The sequence below is a fragment of the Streptomyces sp. Root1304 genome, assembly GCF_001426405.1.
Classification (GTDB): Bacteria; Actinomycetota; Actinomycetes; order Streptomycetales; family Streptomycetaceae; genus Streptomyces.
Genome location: NZ_LMEP01000027.1, coordinates 204,908 through 221,347, shown reverse-complemented (window position 1 = coordinate 221,347; position 16,440 = coordinate 204,908). Strand labels below are relative to the sequence as shown.

At 71.6% G+C, this 16,440-nt stretch carries 17 protein-coding genes; 5 read left to right on the top strand and 12 right to left on the bottom strand.

The genetic code is table 11. The features are described 5' to 3' along the window. Positions 1 to 919: 919 nt before the first annotated feature. A complete protein-coding gene (locus ASD33_RS32100) occupies positions 920 to 1,489 on the top strand; it encodes an EF-hand domain-containing protein (protein ID WP_056568728.1) in 570 nt (189 codons plus the stop codon). 248 nt (positions 1,490 to 1,737) lie between these two features. On the opposite strand, the gene ASD33_RS32095 is transcribed toward ASD33_RS32100, so the two are convergent. Continuing rightward, positions 1,738 to 3,285, bottom strand: coding sequence for an MFS transporter (locus tag ASD33_RS32095; RefSeq protein ID WP_056568725.1), 1,548 nt, complete (start codon positions 3,283 to 3,285; stop codon positions 1,738 to 1,740). Between the two features lie 185 nt (positions 3,286 to 3,470). Between ASD33_RS32095 and ASD33_RS32090 the strand changes: the two genes are divergently transcribed. Continuing rightward, positions 3,471 to 4,535 (top strand): right-handed parallel beta-helix repeat-containing protein, encoded by a 1,065-nt coding sequence (locus ASD33_RS32090; protein WP_056568722.1) that lies wholly within the window; start codon positions 3,471 to 3,473, stop codon positions 4,533 to 4,535. 54 nt (positions 4,536 to 4,589) lie between these two features. After that, positions 4,590 to 5,618, top strand: a complete 1,029-nt coding sequence (locus ASD33_RS32085) for a methyltransferase (RefSeq protein WP_056568719.1) — start codon at positions 4,590 to 4,592, stop codon at positions 5,616 to 5,618. Between the two features lie 92 nt (positions 5,619 to 5,710). Here ASD33_RS32085 and ASD33_RS32080 read toward each other — a convergent pair whose 3' ends face one another. From ASD33_RS32080 to ASD33_RS32050, 7 genes are all read right to left on the bottom strand, one after another. After that, entirely contained in the window at positions 5,711 to 6,043 is a 333-nt protein-coding gene (locus ASD33_RS32080) for a TcmI family type II polyketide cyclase (RefSeq protein WP_056568716.1), read from the bottom strand. Between the two features lie 48 nt (positions 6,044 to 6,091). Then, the gene (locus tag ASD33_RS32075; protein ID WP_056568713.1) at positions 6,092 to 6,571 is read right to left on the bottom strand and encodes an SRPBCC family protein; all 480 of its coding nucleotides are present in this window, start codon (positions 6,569 to 6,571) and stop codon (positions 6,092 to 6,094) included. 1 nt (position 6,572) lies between these two features. After that, positions 6,573 to 6,833, bottom strand: coding sequence for a phosphopantetheine-binding protein (locus tag ASD33_RS32070; RefSeq protein WP_056568712.1), 261 nt, complete (start codon positions 6,831 to 6,833; stop codon positions 6,573 to 6,575). Between the two features lie 24 nt (positions 6,834 to 6,857). Further along, complete coding sequence (locus ASD33_RS32065) at positions 6,858 to 8,105, bottom strand: ketosynthase chain-length factor (protein WP_056568709.1); 1,248 nt, start codon at positions 8,103 to 8,105, stop codon at positions 6,858 to 6,860. After that, positions 8,102 to 9,370, bottom strand: a complete 1,269-nt coding sequence (locus ASD33_RS32060; protein ID WP_056568706.1) for a beta-ketoacyl-[acyl-carrier-protein] synthase family protein — start codon at positions 9,368 to 9,370, stop codon at positions 8,102 to 8,104. The genes ASD33_RS32065 and ASD33_RS32060 overlap by 4 nt, the downstream gene beginning before the upstream one ends. Next, positions 9,367 to 9,837, bottom strand: a complete 471-nt coding sequence (locus tag ASD33_RS32055) for a cupin domain-containing protein (RefSeq protein WP_056568703.1) — start codon at positions 9,835 to 9,837, stop codon at positions 9,367 to 9,369. Before ASD33_RS32055 ends, ASD33_RS32060 begins: the two co-directional genes overlap by 4 nt. A gap of 67 nt (positions 9,838 to 9,904) precedes the next feature. Beyond that, a complete protein-coding gene (locus ASD33_RS32050) occupies positions 9,905 to 11,026 on the bottom strand; it encodes a SchA/CurD-like domain-containing protein (protein WP_056568701.1) in 1,122 nt (373 codons plus the stop codon). Between the two features lie 236 nt (positions 11,027 to 11,262). On the opposite strand from ASD33_RS32050, the gene ASD33_RS32045 reads away from it, so the two are divergent. After that, complete coding sequence (locus ASD33_RS32045; protein ID WP_056568698.1) at positions 11,263 to 12,924, top strand: FAD-dependent monooxygenase; 1,662 nt, start codon at positions 11,263 to 11,265, stop codon at positions 12,922 to 12,924. A gap of 358 nt (positions 12,925 to 13,282) precedes the next feature. Beyond that, positions 13,283 to 13,795, top strand: a complete 513-nt coding sequence (locus ASD33_RS32040) for a hypothetical protein (protein ID WP_056568694.1) — start codon at positions 13,283 to 13,285, stop codon at positions 13,793 to 13,795. Between the two features lie 189 nt (positions 13,796 to 13,984). Here ASD33_RS32040 and ASD33_RS36665 read toward each other — a convergent pair whose 3' ends face one another. From ASD33_RS36665 to ASD33_RS32025, 4 genes are all read right to left on the bottom strand, one after another. Beyond that, on the bottom strand, positions 13,985 to 14,410 hold the full coding sequence (locus ASD33_RS36665) for a DUF5954 family protein (protein WP_242427204.1): 426 nt from the start codon (positions 14,408 to 14,410) through the stop codon (positions 13,985 to 13,987). A 61-nt stretch (positions 14,411 to 14,471) separates the two neighbouring features. Next, on the bottom strand, positions 14,472 to 14,870 hold the full coding sequence (locus ASD33_RS32035) for a DUF302 domain-containing protein (RefSeq protein ID WP_056568691.1): 399 nt from the start codon (positions 14,868 to 14,870) through the stop codon (positions 14,472 to 14,474). Positions 14,871 to 15,207: 337 nt separating this feature from the next. Beyond that, positions 15,208 to 15,990: an FAD:protein FMN transferase gene (locus ASD33_RS32030; protein ID WP_056568688.1), complete on the bottom strand. Its 783-nt coding sequence runs from the start codon at positions 15,988 to 15,990 to the stop codon at positions 15,208 to 15,210. Then, a complete protein-coding gene (locus ASD33_RS32025; protein WP_056568685.1) occupies positions 15,983 to 16,405 on the bottom strand; it encodes an FMN-binding protein in 423 nt (140 codons plus the stop codon). Before ASD33_RS32025 ends, ASD33_RS32030 begins: the two co-directional genes overlap by 8 nt. Positions 16,406 to 16,440: the final 35 nt, after the last annotated feature.

Sequence of the window (16,440 nt, the reverse complement as noted above, 5' to 3'; positions counted from 1 at the left end):
GCCGTCGGGGTCCGCGGTGGGGAGCACCTCGGGAGGGATACGGGAGCGATACGGGACGGGCCGGGACGGCCGGGACGGCCGGGACGGCCGGGACGCGCGGGACGCAGGGGCGGGATGCCCCCGGATGGCGTCCGGGGGTGGGCCAACCGCCTCATCGCCCGTGGATCAGGCGGTCGTCGAGCCCCGCGGCCCCGGGCATGCGCCGACCGAGGAACAGGCACAGGGCCGTACGCGGTTCGGGGTCGCCCCCGGCGTTCCCGGACACGGCCAGGTCGATGGCCCGGGGGTCGATGTCCAGGAGCAGTCCGCGGCCGAGCCCGGTGGCCCACCGCGCCGCCCCGGTACCGCTTCCAGCACGCCGACTGCGGAAGCATCGCGACGCTCCGCAGCAGCACCTCGCCGTGCGGCCGGTGGCGAGGTCGCCCACCGGCCCGTACGGCAGCCGCCGCGCCGGACCGCCCTCCGGGGGACGCTCCAGGCCCAGGTGGCGAGCGGTGAAGGGGTGTGCTGCGGGGTGAGGACGACCACCTCGCCCCCGGGGGGCCAGCCCGCGACCCGGGTACGGGGATGGCCGAAGTGGGTCGGTCTGCGCGGCGTGCCGCCGGCGAGCGGGACGACGTACGCCTCGGGCGTGCCGTCGCGGGACGAGGTCCACGCGAGCAGCCTTCCGTCCGGGGAGATACGAGGGTGGCTCACCCGGGCGCCGTCGGAGGTCAGCTTCCGGGCCCGGCCCCCGTCCACCGGGACGCCCCGCACCACCGACGCCCGGATCACGGTGCCGTCCGAGCCCGACGGCGGGGTCCGGGGCGGGAGGACCGCGACCGCCGGGCACCGGCGAACGGTGTCCTGTCATCCGGTCGGTCGTTCTCCTGCGAGCGGGCCTCCCTCGACGGCTCGCCCGGAGCAAGGAGGAGAACGCATGGACGACGACCTGCTGACGGCGAAGATCGCCTACGGTTTCGACAGCCTCGACGCGGACAAGGACGGCCGGCTGACGGAGCACGACCACGTCCTGATGGGACGCTCGTCCGCCCGCTCGCTGGGCCACGAACCGGACTCGCCGCAGGAAGCGCGGTTGGTGGCGGCGTACATCGCCATCTGGCGCGATCTGCACCTGCCGTCCCTGCCGCCGGGCAGTGAGGCCATCACCCGCGAGGAGTTCATCGCCGCCACCGCCGCCCTCGCCGACGACCCGGCCGCCGCCCGCAGCACCCTCGGGGCGCTGGCACTGGCGTTCCTGTCCATCGCGGACACCGACGGCGACGGCCTCGTCGACCCGGACGAGTTCTTCACCTTTCAGCGCGGCCACTTCCCCGGCATCGAGCGCGCGGCTTCCGACACCGCCTTCCGGCGCCTGGACCGTGACGGGAACGGCACGCTCTCCGAGGACGAGTTCGTCGAAGCCGTCATCGAGTACTGGACGAGCCGCGATCCGCAGGCCCCCGGCAACTGGTGGGTGGGCGACCCCGCCCGCACCTACTCGGCCTGACCCCGCCACCGCGATCACCCCCGTGCCGGGCAGATAGGTCGAGGACCAACAGGCCGGGACACCCGTGCGGGGCAGAACCCGACGCCCGGTTCAGGCGCGCGCGCCGGTCGCGGTCGACCTCATCGTCCGGGCGCACGATCCAGACCCGGTGACAGCCGCAGCCGGCGCGACCCGCTCGGTGGACACCAGGCCGAGCGGGCCGCCGCCGTCCGGCGGGCCGTGCGCCGGCTGCCGCGTGGGCGGCCGCCCTACAGGGCCGCGTCCGCTCGTGTCTCCTGTCCGCGTGGGCTCGTGCCCGCCTCCGGCCTCTGCTGCTCGGCGCCGCCCGTGGGGACGCGTACCGTCGAGACCACGAGCAGTGAGGCCACCGCCCCCAGCGCCGCCGCCACGACGAGCACCGCGTTCAGACCGGACGCGAACGCCTCACGTACCAGGTGCGCCATCCCGGCGCGTTCACCTTCCGGCCAGCCGGCGACGATCGACCGGGCTTGTCCGCCGCTCAGCGCGACGGCCGCCTCGTGCGGGTCCGGGACACTGCCGCCGGCCTTCAGCACACTCTCGATCCGCGCCTGAAAGATCACGCCGAACACGGCGATCCCCAGGGCGAAGCCCAACTGGCGGAAGGTGTTGACCGCACCGCCCACCATGCCTCCGCGCTCCGGCGGCACCGTGGCCAGGGCCGCCGCCGACAGACTCGGTGTCACGAGCCCGACCCCCAGGCCGGAGACGACGAGCCCCGCCACAAGGCTGCTGCCCGTGGACCCCGCGTCGAGGCTGGCCTGCATCCCGGAGCCCAGGGCGATGAGCGCCAGCCCGCCCCCGATGGTCGCCCGAGGGGGCCAGGGGCCGAAGCGGCCCGCGAGCGCGGAGACGACGAACGCGGAGGCGCACATGGGCAGGATGTACAGACCCGCTTCGACGGGCTCGTACCCCAGTACGGACTGCATCCACAGCGACTCGAACAAGAGAGAGGCGAACGCGGCGCCTTGCAGGAAGAGGGCGCTGATCATGATGCCGGTGAACGACGGGCTGCGGAACAGCGACAGGTCGAGGACGGGGTGCTCGACCCTCCTCTCGACCACGACGAAGAGGGTGAGGGCGACGGCCGCCGCCGCGAACAGGCCGAGCGTGAGGGGTGCCGCCCAGCCGTCGGAGTGGGCTCGGATCAGCCCGAACGTGAGGGCCCCGCTCGCCACCGTGAAGGTGACCATGCCGAGCACGTCCGCACGCTGCGGGCCCTGGCCCTTGGCCTCTCGCACCGAACGCAGGGTCAGCACGACGGCGGCCAGGCAGACCGGCAGGTTGACGAAGAAGATCCACCGCCAGTCCAGGTACTGCGTGAGGACTCCGCCGACCATCGGCCCGGCCGCCGCGGCGACCGAGTTGGTGGCCCCCCACACGGCGAAGGCCACCCCCCGCTCCCGGCCGCTGTAGTGCATGCCGAGCAGGGCGATCGTCGTACCGAACATTCCGGCGGCGCCCAGCCCCTGTACCGCCCGGGCGCCGATCAGCACACCCGCGTTCGGGGCGACCGCGCACACCACCGAAGCCGCGGTGAAGACGATCAGCCCGACGAGGTACACCTTCCTGCGGCCGATCCGGTCGGCACGGGAACCGACGCCGAGCAGCAGCGACGCCAGTGCCAGAGCGTAGATGTCGACCACCCACTCCAGCTCGGAGAGCGAGGTGCCGAGGTCCGTCGCCATGGCGGGCAGCGCCACCGTCACGATCGTGACGTCCAGAAGGAGCATGAAGGTGCCCAGACAGATCGCCGCCAAGGGCCACCACTTACGCATCCGAACCCCTTCCCTGCCCGCCGCACCGAGGAGATGCCCCCGGCGGCGCCATGATCCACGGGGGAGCGGCGTTTTCGCCCAGGACGCGCGCGCCACGCCCATGCGTGGACCGCAGGGAGGTATGCCTAGGTCCGCCTGGAGGATCAGCGGTGGCAGGCCGGCAGACGCGCTCATAGCTTCGGCACATGACCAAACGACAGATCGCCCTCCTGGCATGCACCGTGGCTGTCGTGGCCTCGGGGTCGGGCGCAGCCGTCTCGGCGGCCGACAGCCGGACGGTGCACCGGGTGAAGCCGGGCGAATCGATTCAGAAGGCCGTGGACACCGCGAAGCCGGGGGACACCATCGTCCTGTCGCCCGGCACCTACCGTGAGAGCGTCCGCATCACCACGTCGGGCCTGACCCTGCGAGGCTCGGGCCTCTCCTCCACCGTCATCGTGCCCGGCGGCGCCGCTGCCGGCGACGCGTGCGCCAAGGCCGGTCACGGCATCTGCGTGACCGGGACGGAGAGCCGCCCCGTCCAGGGCGTCACCGTCCGCTCGCTCACGCTCAGGGGCTTCACCGCCAACGGCCTTTGGGCGTCCTGGACCGACCGGCTGAGGGTCCACAGAGTGCTCGCCGAGAAGAACGGAAAGTGGGGCATCGGCCAGGAGAGATCCGTGCGTGGTGTGTTCAGCCACAACACCGCCAGGAACAACGGCGACGCCGGACTGTTCCTGGCCAACACCGTCGACAGGGAGGGCGGTGCCACGGACGCCATGGGGACGGTGATCACGCACAACAACCTGTCCGGCAACCGGATCGGCATCACGGTGAGGCGCCTCCGGAACCTGACCGTCGACCACAACGACGCGACCGGGAACTGCGCCGCGGTGTTCGTGGTGGGCGACGAGTCCAAGCCGCGCGCCGGGGCGATGACCCTGCGCCGGAACAACATCCACGCCAACAACAAGCACTGCCCGAAGACCCCTCGTCTGCCCTTCCTGCAGGGCTCGGGAATCGTCCTCACCGGTACCGAGGAGACGGTGGTCGAGAAGAACAGGGTCGTCGACAACGTGGGCACCTCGCCGCTCTCGGGCGGCATCGTGCTGTTCAAGAGCTTCGTGGGCGCCCTGAACGAGCAGAACGAGATCCGCGACAACGTGGTGATGCGCAACGGCACCGCCGATCTGGCCAACCGGGACACCGGCCAGGGAAACACCTTCACCCGCAACACGTGCACGCTCTCGGAGCCCGCCGGAATGTGCTGACCCACCGGGTTCCCCGCCATCGCCCATGGCACGACAGCAAGGACAAGGCAGAAGATGACAACGGTTGATCCGGCTCCCCCGCCGCCCATGCGACTGCGGGAGCTCGTATTCGGGGCGGCGTGCGCCGCCGCCGTACGTGCGGCCGCCCGCCTCGGTGTGGCCGACGCCCTGGGCGACACGCCCATGACCGTGGAAGACCTGGCGGTGGCGGTGAAGACCCAGCCGCGGACACTGCGCCGACTGCTGCGCGCGCTGTCCTGCCAAGGGGTCTTCACCGAGAACCCCGACGGCACCTTCGCCCACACGGAGATGTCCCGGCTGCTGCGCGAGGACGATCCGCACAGCCTGCGCTACATCGCACTGTGGTGCACCGAGCCGTGGACGTGGGACGTCTGGCCGAAGCTCGACGAAGCGGTGCGCTCCGGACGCAACGTCTTCGAGGACGTGTACGAGCGGGAGTTCTTCGCCTATCTCAACGAAGAGGCGCCCGAGTCCGCCTACGTCTTCAACCGGGCCATGACGACGTCGAGCCAGCAGTCGGCACGTGACGTCGCGAACCTTCTCGACCTCACGGACGTGTCCTCCGTCGCGGACATCGGTGGCGGCCAGGGACACGTCCTGGCGAGCCTGCTGGAGAAGCATCCCTCCCTGCACGGCACGCTGCTCGACCTGCCGGGAGTGGTGGAGAACGCCGACCCGCGCCTGCGCGACAGCGGGGCGCTGGCCCCGCGGGTCCGTGTCGTGGCCGGCGACTGCCGTGAGGACATCCCGGTCCAGGCGGACGTGTACATCATCAAGAACATCCTGGAATGGGACGACGACAGTACCCGCAGGGCGCTCGCCAACGTCCGCAGGGCGGCGCGCCCCGGCGCGCGGGTCGTCGTGATCGAGAACCTCGTGGACGACACGCCGTCGATGAGGTTCACGACCGCCATGGACCTGCTCCTGCTCCTCAACGTCGGCGGTGCGAAGCACACCCGGCAGAGCATGGTCGACCGGCTGACGGACGCGGGGCTCGTCATCGGCGAGATCCGCCCGGTCAACGCGTACCTCCACGCCTTCGAGTGCACCGTTCCGGTCTGACCGGCGCGAAGGAGGAAAACCCGAGGCCGCCCGCTCCGCGTCGTTCGCGGGGCGGGCGGCCTCGGGTATTCCCTGCCGTGCGTACCGGGGGATCAGGAACCCCCGTCGCGCTCCCAGCGGTAGAAGCACTGCGCCATGGCGTCCTTGGGGCTCCGCCACGTCTTCGGGTCGTACGCGCTGACGTACGCCGACAGTCTCTCGCTGGCGTCGCGGAACTCAGGGTGGCCGGTCAGCTTCGCGATGGCCGGCGCCGGGTCCTGGTCCGACTCGATGAGGTGCAGATACACGTCGCCGAACTGGAACAGGCGACGCCGGGTGACGCCGACCAGGTGCGGCAGCTCGCCCCGGTCGGAGGCGGCGAAGACGTCGGCGATCGCCGGCGCCGAATCGGGCGCCATGCGGGCGACGATCAGAGCGTGGTGCATCGAGCGTCCATTCTGGGTGTGGGCGTGGGTGTGGGCGGCCGAGTGCGGTCAGCCGGGCAGGACCGAGGCGTTCCGGCGGTCGTGGGCGACCTGCTCGATGCGGTCCCGGATGAGGGCCATCTGCGTACGGGAGTTGCGGTTGATGTTGTCGGTCATCCAGGCGTCGTCGACCGGAGCGTCGGGCTTCATCGCGAAGTCCTGCACCCAGCGCATGTGGACGCCGGCCGGCGTCTCCTCGTACTCCCACCGGATGTTCATGTGGTCGAACGGGCCGGTCTCCACACGGCGGGCGCGAACGGTCCGGCCGGGCCGGTCCACGGTGCGCTCCGACACCCAGCTCCAGACCTTCCCGGACTCGTCCGGGTGCATGGTCAGGCGGAAGGTGGTGGAGTCGCCCTCGCGGGAGAGGACTTCGAGGGAGGCGTACTCGCTGAAGAGGTCGGGCCACTTCTCGATGTCGTTGGTGATGTCCCAGACGAGGTCGAGGGGGGCGTCGATGGTGATGCTGTTGTCGGTGTGGCCGGCCACGTCAGACTCCCGTCTTGAGGGCGGTGTTGACCAGGCCGAGGAACTCGGCGGGCGTCTTGCAGCGCTCGGCGTCGGTGGGCAGCGACACGCTGTACCGGTTCTCCAGCTCGCCGACGATCCCGAGCAGGCCGAGCGAGTCGAGGCCGAGGGTGGCGAACGGCGTGTCCGGCTCCTTGTCCAGCTTCCCGGCGTCGACGGTGACCCCGGCCGCCTGCTTCATCAGCGCGGCGAGTTCGTCGAAGGTCAGTGCGGTGGTGATCATCAGTGTTCTCCTTCCCGCCCGGTCCTACCGGGCGGAGCAGTCGCCGCGGCGCACGACCAGCGCCGCGTTGGATCCCATGAGTCCCCGGCTGAGGACGAGGGCCGTGCGCAGCTCGGCGGGGCGAGCGCGGGACATCACCAGATCGAGGTCGTGGCAGATGTCGAACACGTTGGGGGTGGGGGGGACCAGGCCGTGTTCCATCGCGAAGACCGCCGCGGCGGTGTCCAGGACGGGCGCCCCGCAGTAGGCGCGGCCGATGCCCGTCTTGGGCGCCGTGACGGGGACGCGGCCGGCGTGTGCCCCGAGGGCGTCGGCGATCGCCATCGCCTCGGCGCGGTCCGCGTCCGGAACGCCCAGGGCGTCGGCGAAGACGACGTCGATCTCCTCGGGCGCGCACTCGGCCTCGTCGAGGGCGACACGGATGGCGCGGGCGAGTCCCTCCCGGGACTCCTTCCACCGGGAGGCTCCGGTGAACGTGGCGCCGTGGCCGGCCACGACGGCCCGCACGGCCGCTCCCCGGTCGCGGGCACGGGACTCGTCCTCCACGACGAGCATCGCACCGCCCTCCGCGGGAACGAAGCCGCAGGCTCCCGCGGTGAAGGGCCGGTAGGCGCGGTCCGGGTCCTCGACGGTGCTGAGCTCCGGATATCCGAGCTGGCACACCATCGAGTACGGGGCGAGGGGCGCCTCCGCCGCTCCGACGACCACCGCGCCGGTCCCGCGCCGTACGGCCCGAGCGGCGTGGGCGAGGCCGTCCAGTCCGCCCGCCTCGTCGCTCGCGACCACACCGCACGGCCCCTTGAACCCGCTCCGGATGGAGATCTGGCCGGTGCTGGCGGCGTAGAACCAGGCGATGGACTGGTACGGGCCGACGAACTTGGACCCCTGGCCCCAGAGCTTCTGCAGCTCTCGCTGGCCGAACTCACCGCCGCCGGAGCCGGCCGCGGTGACGACGCCGATCGAGAAGGGCTCCTCCGGGTCGTCCGGGGCGAGCCCGGCGTCGTCGAGGGCGAGCTGGGCCGCAGCCATCGCGTAGTGACTGAAGCGGTCGGTCTGGACGAGGAAACGCTCCTCGATCAGGTCGGAGGCGTCGAAGCCCCGGACCTCGCCCGCGACCTTGAGCGGCAGGTCCTCGCAGCCCTCGCGGGTGATCCGGTCCAGTACGCCGAGGCCTTCCCGGACGGACTTCCAGTACGCGTCGCTACGCTGTCCGTTGGGGGCGATCACGCCGATGCCGGTGACGACCGCGCGTCGCGGGCGTTCAGTGCTCATCGTGTCCTCCCGCCCGGCCCCGTCAGGAGGACCGCGGACTGGAAGCCGCCGAATCCGCTGCCCACGGAGAGCACGTTCCTGAGCTTCCGGGAGCGGGCGGTGCGCGGCACGTAGTCCAGGTCGCACTCGGGGTCGGGGGTCTCGTAGTTCGCCGTCGGAGGTACCACCTGGTGCTTCAGCGCCAGGACGCAGGCGGCCACCTCGATCGCGCCGATGGCGCCCAGCGAGTGCCCCACCATGGATTTGATGGAGCTCATGGGCGTGTCGTAGGCGTGCGCGCCCAGGGACCGTTTCACGGCGGCGGTCTCGTGCCGGTCGTTCTGCCGGGTGCCCGAGCCGTGCGCGTTGACGTAGTCGATCAGCGTGGGGTCGACCCGGGCCTGGTCGAGCGTGGTGTCGATCGCCCGGGACATCTCCAGCCCCTCGCCGGTCAGACCGGTCATGTGGTACGCGTTGCCGAAGGTGGCGTAACCACCGATCTCGCAGTAGATGTGCGCACCGCGGGCCCTGGCGTGCTCGTACTCCTCCAGGACGAGGACGGCCGCGCCTTCGCCCATGACGAAACCGTTGCGGTTGTTGTCGAAGGGCCTGGAGGCGTGCTCCGGGTCGTCGTTGTCGGGCGACGTGGCCTTGATGGCGTCGAAGCAGGCCATGGTGATCGGGGAGATCGGGGAGTCCGACGCGCCCGCTATGCAGACGTCCGCCCGGCCCTCCGCGATGGTGTGGAAGGCGTAGCCCACGGCGTCGAGGCCGGAGGTGCATCCGGTGGAGACCGTCTGCACCGGGCCGCGGGCGCCGAACCGTTCGGCCACGACGGACGCGAGCGTGCTCGGCGAGAACGCCATGTGCAGTCGGGGGCCGGCCGCGCGGTGGTCCACGTCCCACCGCCGCCCGCCCTCGCTGACCAGGACGTAGTCGTGTTCGAGCCGGGTGGTGCCGCCGACGGCGCTGCCCAGGGAGACGGCGACGCGCCAGGGGTCTTCGGTGTCGGTGTCGAGCCCGGAGTCCTGGACGGCTTCCCCGGCGGCGACGACGGCGAACTGGATGTACCGGTCGACGTGGCCGCTCAGGTCCGGATCCAGTCCGTGGTCCGCCGGGTCGAAGTCGCACTCGGCGGCGATGCGGGAGCGCAGTCCGACCGGGTCGAACAGGGTGATGCCGCGGGTCGCGGTACGGCCGGCGGCGAGGAGGTCCCAGAACGCCTTCGCTCCGGTGCCGCCCGGAGCGACCACACCGATGCCGGTGACGGCCACTCGGCGGGTCACTCGATGGCCCCGTTTCGCTCGGGCACCCGGCCGGGGTCGTGCACGGTCACGTGCGGGCCCGCGGCGGCGAGCTCGGCCTCGTCGGTGACCTCCGTGTCGACGTGGCCGAGGCTCGGCCGGGGGGCGAGCGGGCCCAGGTGGAAGACCATGCGGGCCTCGACGTCACCCACGTTGCGGAAGCGGTGCCGCACGTCGATCGGGATCAGGAGCCCCTGATCGGGCTGGAGCGCGTACGTGTCGCCGTCCAGGTCCACTTCCAGCGCGCCCGATACGACGTACACGAACTCCTCGGAGTACGGGTGGTAGTGCTCGCCGATGCGCTCACCCGGTTGAACGATGGCCAGGCCCATGAAGCCGCTGGTGGAACCGACCGTGGCCGGCGTGAGCATGGCCCGCAGGTCACCTCCCCGCCTGCGGTTGGGTTCCGTCTCGCTCAGGGTCACGATGCGTGGGCGCTGCTTGAGCATGGTTGATACCTCCGGATGTGCCAGTGACGTGCTGGGGGAGCGACTGCGGTGGGGCCACGGCCGGCCGTCAGGAATCCGCCGAGCGGTCGGTGACGGGCAGCATGTCGGCGTGCGACAGGAGCCGGTTGATGTTGCGTTCCGTCTGCAGGGAGCCCTCGACGCCGATCGCGGCGCCGTCGAGGAGACGTTCCAGCTCCGCGGCCCGACCGGATCCCTTGAGCCCGAGCGAGGCGACAGGGTCGAGGTCGAGTTCACCCGTGATGTCGACGAGGCGCACCACGATGTCGTCGCGCTGGAAGACCGTGCTGCCGTACACCGGGCTGTTCGGATCGTCCGCCGCGACGCGGTCCTGATCGGAGAGCAGCCGGGCCAGCTCCATCCCGTGGCCTTCCTTGGCCGGGTAGTACAGCGCGTGCCGTCGCAGGTCGGCCGGCGTCGGCCGGTCGGACACCACGTGGTGGACGGCCGGGAGCGCGGCCCGGGTGAAGAACACACGTGCCGACTCGGGGTCGGTCAGGTCCCGGTCCTGCTCCAGGTACGGGTTGATGGCCTCCTCGACCGCTCGTACCTCGGGCTGACGGGCGACGTGCCGCAGGGCCACGAGGAGGTCGCCTTCCACCTCCACGGCACGCACGACGCGATTGCCGTGCATGAAGAGGGAGGTGCGGCGCAGCCGTGTGGTCTCGTCGACCTGGGCCCGGGGCGACTCGTACCCGGCCAGGAGCTCCGCCACCTTCGACTCGGATCCGGGCTTGACGGTGAAGGTGAGGGCGTGGCGGGCCACACCGTCGCCCTCGCGGGCCTTCACCTGCGCGTCGGCCGGTGCCGCGGTCCGCGCGGTCTGCTGACCGGGGCTGGTCTCCCGGAGGATGCTGTAGCGCATCGAACGGGTGTCCCGGACGCAGCTGTGCATCGGCTTGACGGTTTCGACGTGCTCCTCGCTGTTCACCCAGGCGAGGAACGGCGGCGCACTCTCCCACTCGCTGGTGATGAGCCACTGCGAGGGGTTCTCGATGGACTGGCAGAGCTGGTCACTGATGTGACCGGGAACGGAGGCGACCTGCTTGCGCATGAGTTCGTACGCGTCCAGGAACTGCTGCTGCGCGCCTTCGTACAGGTCGAGCAGGAGGATCACCCGCAGCCTGGAGCCGTCGAACACGGACTGCGAGATGCGTCCCGAGGGGGCCATCCGGCACACCTCTTCTCTTCTCGGTGGGGGGAGGGGGGGAACGGCCTACGTGACCGACACGCCGGGTCCGTCGTGTGTCGATCCTTGACGGGAGCGCCGACAGCGCGCGAGCCCCGTGAAGCGGACGAGTGAACCGCGTGTCATCCGGGTGCCCCCGGCACGCGGGCCCGTCCCCGAAGGGCATGAATCTGCATCCCATCCCCGATTCGCGTCGCAGGTGACGCCGGAGACGAACAATGAACCGATTCGACGTGGCCGGCGGAGCAACCGGTCACCGCACGCCCGTACTCATCGTCGGCGGCTCGCTGGTGGGCCTGTCCACCTCGCTGTTCCTGGGGCGTCTCGGCGTGCCGCACACACTGGTGGAGCGCCATACGGGCACCTCGATCCACCCGCGTGGCCGCGGCAACAACCTGCGCACGATGGAGCTGTTCCGCAGCGCCGGGGTGGCGGATTCCATCCGGGAGGCCGCGTCGGTCCTGGCGCCCAACAACGGCATCCTGCAGACACCGAGCCTGGTGGGCGACGTCGGCGAGTGGCTGTTCAAGGAGATCGACCCCGGCGGCGGGGTCGCCCGCTTCAGCCCCGCCGGATGGTGCCTGTGCAGCCAGAACGATCTCGAACCGGTGCTGCTCGAGCGCGCTCGGGAACTGGGCGGAGATCTGCGGTTCGCGACGGAACTGATGTCCTTCGAGCAGGACGCCGAAGGGGTGACCGCACAGGTCAAGAGCCGCGGCACCGGTGAGCACACCACCATCCGCGCGGACTATCTCGTCGCGGCGGACGGCCCGCGCAGCCCTGTTCGCGAGCAGCTCGGCATCGGGCAGAACGGTCCGGGCGACCTCTTCCACAACGTGAGCATCACCTTCGTCTCCCGCGGCCTCGCGGACGTCGTCGGCGACCGGCACTTCATCGTCTGCTACCTGACGAACCCGGAGGCCGACGGGGCCCTGCTGCCGGTCGACAATCGGGAGCGCTGGGTGTTCCACGCTCCATGGCACCCCGAACAGGGCGAGACGCTCGAGGAGTTCACCGACGAGCGGTGCAGGGACCACATCCGGCGGGCCGTGGGGGTCTCGGACCTCGATGTGGAGATCACCGGCAGAGCGCCCTGGCACGCGGCCCAGAGAATCTCCGAACGGTACGCGGACGGCCGGGTGTTCCTCGCCGGAGACTCCGCCCACGAGATGCCGCCCACCGGGGCGTTCGGCTCCAACACCGGTATCCAGGACGCGCACAACCTCGCCTGGAAGCTCGCCGCCGTACTGGGCGGCTGGGCCGGCCCCGGACTGCTCGCGTCCTACGACGCGGAGCGCCGGCCGGTCGCGGAGGCGACGAGCGCCCGGGCTTCGGCGCGGTCGGTCGAGCACAGCCACCCCGGGTACGCCCCCGGCCCCGGATCCGGCAGTCCCAAGGGAAGGAAGGGCGGCATCCTCAACGAGGTGCTCGGCTACCGCTATCCGCAGGGCGCCGTCCTGGGCGCCGACCGGACGCTGCCGGTCGTACCCGACGGACTGCGGTTGACGGGCGAACCCGGGAGCCGGGCACCCCACCTGTGGCTGGACCGCGCCGGGACCCGGGTCTCCACCCTCGACCTGTACGAGCGGTCCCTGGTACTCCTGAGTTCCGAGGACGGCGCCGGCACGTGGCACACCGCGGCGACACGCGTCGGGCGGCAGTTGTCGGTGCCGCTCGACGCGTACCGGATCGGCGACGGGCCCGACGCGGAGCTCTCCCCGGCGAGCGACACGGACTGGGCGGAGGCTCACGGCGTCACCGCGGACGGCGCGGTGCTGGTCCGCCCCGACGGGATCGTCGCGTGGCGGTCCGAAGGGGCGTCGGCGGATCCCGAAGCGACGTTGAGGCAGGCCCTCACGGCGATCCTGGGCCGGGACTGACCGCCTTCCCGTCGCCGGCAGGGCAGGGATGCCCCGGGGCGCCCCGGTCGCCCGCTGATCCGATTGACGATCCATCAGGCCGTGGGCGTCCGGGGCGCTTCGGTGTCGAGAACGCTCGTGGTCGAGGCTCCTCACCCGTTCGCGCGCAGGAGGCCGTTCGTTTCCGATCACCGCACGGGATGCTGTGACCTGCGGCGCTGATCACCGGGGAGGACGATCAATCCGCCAACCGGGGGCATCGCGCGCGATCTTCCCGTTGCGGTGATCACCGGTCGGGGATCTCCTCGTGCACGGAGCACAGCACCGGAGCCGCGCGGCCCAGCCGGCCAGGAAAGCTCCACCGAAGGAGAGAAGAAGCATGCGTCTCGCACGCACGGGTCCCCAGCTCGCCCTGGTCCTCGGCGCCCTCGTCCTGTCCGCACCCTCCGCCGTCGCGGCGCCCGGCGGTGACGTCCGGGTCAATCCGGGGAAGGCGGCCCCCGGCACCACCGTCACCGTCAGCACCACCGCCTGCGGCAAGGAGACATACGGCAAGGGCGAGTCGGAGGCGGGCGGGAAGTTCCACCTGCTGCCGGGCGACCGGGAGGGCGTCCTGGTGGGCAAGTTCACGCTCCCGTTGGACGCCGTCTCCGGCACGGACACCGTGACCCTCAAGTGCCCGCCCCGCATCAAGCAGACCGTCACCTACCAGATCTCCGGCAGGCCGATCGGTGCCGTGGAAGCGGGCTTCGGCTGGGCCGCGGGCGCCGGCGCGGACGAGGGTGACAGCGGCAGCCCGTACGCCCTCGGCGCGCTGCTCCTCGGCGGCGCCGCCGCGGGCGTTCTGATCAGGATGCGCCGCCGCACCACCGCCGCCCGGAACTCCGTCTGATCCCACGCCCCAGGGCCCACGGTCAGGGCCCCGGCTCCGAGAGGAGAACCGGGGCCCGCCGCTACTCCTGAGCCGCCCCTCATGGGGAAGGGCAGGGGGCTCCAGGGAGGCGCCCGACCCGGGAAAGAGCCCAGGTCAGGCACCTCTTTTCGTGCCCCTGGAAGAACCCGAGCTTCTTGGGGGAGTAGCTCACCAGCAGGTTCTTCGTGTGCTGGTGGTACACGCCTCGCGCGTCCGCTGACCGGCGGAAACGGCCACGATTCGGTCGAGCTGCAGGAGGCTGGTCCGCGTAGGGCGGTCCTCCGGTCCGTCTGGGCCCCAGCGCAGCAGGCGGCGGGCGCGGGCGATCCGGGAAGCGGTGCCGCCGGCCTCGATCTCGTGGCATCGGCCGGCTCGGAGCACGCTTGCAGGGACTCGGTACGGCCTCCGGCGCGATCCAGGATCACGTCGAGGGGCGTACCGAACGCGGTCTCCAGGACACCGGGCGTCGCGACCGCGCCGGAGATGGTTTCGAGCGGCGTGCCGGGCTCGTCCGCCGTTCTGCTCGCCGTACGGCGAGCAGAACGGCGGGTCGGAAGCCGGTGAGCGCGAGCCGTCGGTCGGCGGCGCGTGCATCGGGGCTTGGGCACGACGACGTCGACGGTCGGTGGTCAGCTCTGCACGGCAGCCCGACAGCTCACGTAGTGCCTTCTGCGACGGTGGCGAGTGCCGTGTCGAGGCGTCGTGCCGCCTCGTCGGCGACGGGGGTCATGGCGTCGACGCCGGTGAGGGTGACCATGGTGGCGGGGTCGATCGCCTGGACGGTCACCTGGTCGCCGTCGGTGCGGACCACGACGTTGCAGGGCAGCAGCAGCCCGATCGAGCGGTCGGCGTCCAGGGCCTGACGGGCGAGTGGGGGGTTGCACGCTCCGAGGATCAGGTACGGCTCCATGTCGTGGCCGAGCTTCGCCTTGAGTGTGGCCTGGACGTCGATCTCGGTCAGGATGCCGAAGCCCTGGTCGGCGAGGGCGCGGCGGACGGCCTCCACCGTCTCGTCGAAGGTTCCGGCGACCTTGATGGTGCGGTCGTAGGGCATGGTCTTCACCTCACTGTTCGGAGGGCGACCGCCTCGGCATGCGGTCGACCCGGTCGTCGTGCCGCTGACGGTCGGCGCAGCGTGGGCCGAGGACAACATGATGTCCTGACGCATCCGTCCGGGGGCGGACGACAGGCGTTGAGGGGCCGTTGGAAGTCCTTCAGTTCGGTCTCGTGGTGAGGCCACCTCTTGACCCCTCTCATACCCCATGGGGTATCTGGATCATGTCCTTCACCTGACCTCTCCCGTCCGGCGTGTACCGGGAATGGTCCGGATCTCGATGCGTGGTGGCCTGCACCGGCTGTGACGGCATGCCCGGAGCGCAGGTGAACAGCCCCTACCCAAGGAGGGCGAAGGGGAAGTTCGAGGACGCCCGCACTTCACCGTCTGCAGCGACGGTCAGGAGGGCGTACCCCGGCAGAGCAGTGATCCACCGATGGGCCTCGCGAGCCCCCAGAACCATCGCCGCCGTCGCGTAGACGTCGGCCCACAGTAGTTCCGGGCCTGTCACGGTCGCTCCCAGCAACCCTGTGGCCGGGGTCCGGGTGTGCGGGTCGATGACGTGCGCGCCGCGCTCGGTCGTGCCCGAGGTGGCGACCGCGAGGTCCCGCCCCGCCACCACCGCCAGCAGCCGCCCCGGAACCCGGGGGTCGGTGATCCCGATGCGCCAGGCGCCCGCGGGCCCCGGGGCGCCGCCGACCCGCACGTCACCGCCCGCGTTCACGCACGCGTCGGTGGCGCCGGCCTCCCGCAGCACCCGCCAGGCCCGCTCGGCGGCCCAGCCCTTCACCAGACCGCACGGATCGGGCCGGCCGTCCGCCCAGGCGTCGAAGGCGCCCCGGGTGCGGCTGTGCGCGAGGTCGCACAACTCCAGCACGCCCCGTACGGCGGGAGTGGTGTCCGCCCGGCCCGTCTCGCCCCGTCGCAGTCGGCTCACGGCGCTGTCCGGCAGGAACGGGGAGAACTCCCGGTCGACCTCGTGCAGCAGCGCCACGGCATCGCCCAGCGCGGTCCGCAGCTCCGGCGTCCGCCGGTGGCGCAGGGCGAAGGAGACCACGGTGCCCATCACCGGTTCGGCGTGCCGCCAAGGGGCCGTTCCGGGCGCGGTCCGGTCATCCATGGGCCTGGTCCAGCGCGCTCTGCAGGGATTGGATGTAGCCCTCGCTCGTGTACGTGGCACCCGACACCGTGTCGATGTGGGCGCTCTGCGCGGTCAGGGCTTCGCCGGTGAGCGTCGGCACTGCGTAGCCGGCGATCTCCCGGTCGCGTTCGTTCTCCGACGGGGTCCGGACCGCGGTGACGTCGGTGAGCCGTCCGTCGGTGATCGTGACGCGCACCTGTACCGGTCCGTACCGGGTGTCGACGACGTCCCCGGTGTACGCGCCGGACGCCGGGGTGCCCGGTCTCGTGCCGACAGAACCGGGCCGTGTCGGAGCGGCGCCCGCCGAGGCGCCGGCCGGCTGGTGCGGTTTCAGGGCGAGCAGGGAGCACACTCCGCCCACGGTGACCGCGGTGGAGAGCAGAAGACGGCGCATGGGGCCTCCTCAGGGCCGGTGGGAGGGGAGTGTTC

Excerpts from the sequence above, each read along its gene's own strand:
- ASD33_RS32100 (WP_056568728.1), top strand. The coding sequence starts at position 920 with ATGGACGACGACCTGCTGACGGCGAAGATCGCCTACGGTTTCGACAGC.
- ASD33_RS32095 (WP_056568725.1), bottom strand. The coding sequence starts at position 3,285 with ATGCGTAAGTGGTGGCCCTTGGCGGCGATCTGTCTGGGCACCTTCATG.
- ASD33_RS32090 (WP_056568722.1), top strand. The coding sequence starts at position 3,471 with ATGACCAAACGACAGATCGCCCTCCTGGCATGCACCGTGGCTGTCGTG.
- ASD33_RS32085 (WP_056568719.1), top strand. The coding sequence starts at position 4,590 with ATGACAACGGTTGATCCGGCTCCCCCGCCGCCCATGCGACTGCGGGAG.
- ASD33_RS32080 (WP_056568716.1), bottom strand. The coding sequence starts at position 6,043 with ATGCACCACGCTCTGATCGTCGCCCGCATGGCGCCCGATTCGGCGCCG.
- ASD33_RS32070 (WP_056568712.1), bottom strand. The coding sequence starts at position 6,833 with ATGATCACCACCGCACTGACCTTCGACGAACTCGCCGCGCTGATGAAG.
- ASD33_RS32065 (WP_056568709.1), bottom strand. The coding sequence starts at position 8,105 with ATGAGCACTGAACGCCCGCGACGCGCGGTCGTCACCGGCATCGGCGTG.
- ASD33_RS32055 (WP_056568703.1), bottom strand. The coding sequence starts at position 9,837 with ATGCTCAAGCAGCGCCCACGCATCGTGACCCTGAGCGAGACGGAACCC.
- ASD33_RS32050 (WP_056568701.1), bottom strand. The coding sequence starts at position 11,026 with ATGGCCCCCTCGGGACGCATCTCGCAGTCCGTGTTCGACGGCTCCAGG.
- ASD33_RS32045 (WP_056568698.1), top strand. The coding sequence starts at position 11,263 with ATGAACCGATTCGACGTGGCCGGCGGAGCAACCGGTCACCGCACGCCC.
- ASD33_RS32040 (WP_056568694.1), top strand. The coding sequence starts at position 13,283 with ATGCGTCTCGCACGCACGGGTCCCCAGCTCGCCCTGGTCCTCGGCGCC.
- ASD33_RS36665 (WP_242427204.1), bottom strand. The coding sequence starts at position 14,410 with ATGCACGCGCCGCCGACCGACGGCTCGCGCTCACCGGCTTCCGACCCG.
- ASD33_RS32035 (WP_056568691.1), bottom strand. The coding sequence starts at position 14,870 with ATGCCCTACGACCGCACCATCAAGGTCGCCGGAACCTTCGACGAGACG.
- ASD33_RS32030 (WP_056568688.1), bottom strand. The coding sequence starts at position 15,990 with ATGGATGACCGGACCGCGCCCGGAACGGCCCCTTGGCGGCACGCCGAA.
- ASD33_RS32025 (WP_056568685.1), bottom strand. The coding sequence starts at position 16,405 with ATGCGCCGTCTTCTGCTCTCCACCGCGGTCACCGTGGGCGGAGTGTGC.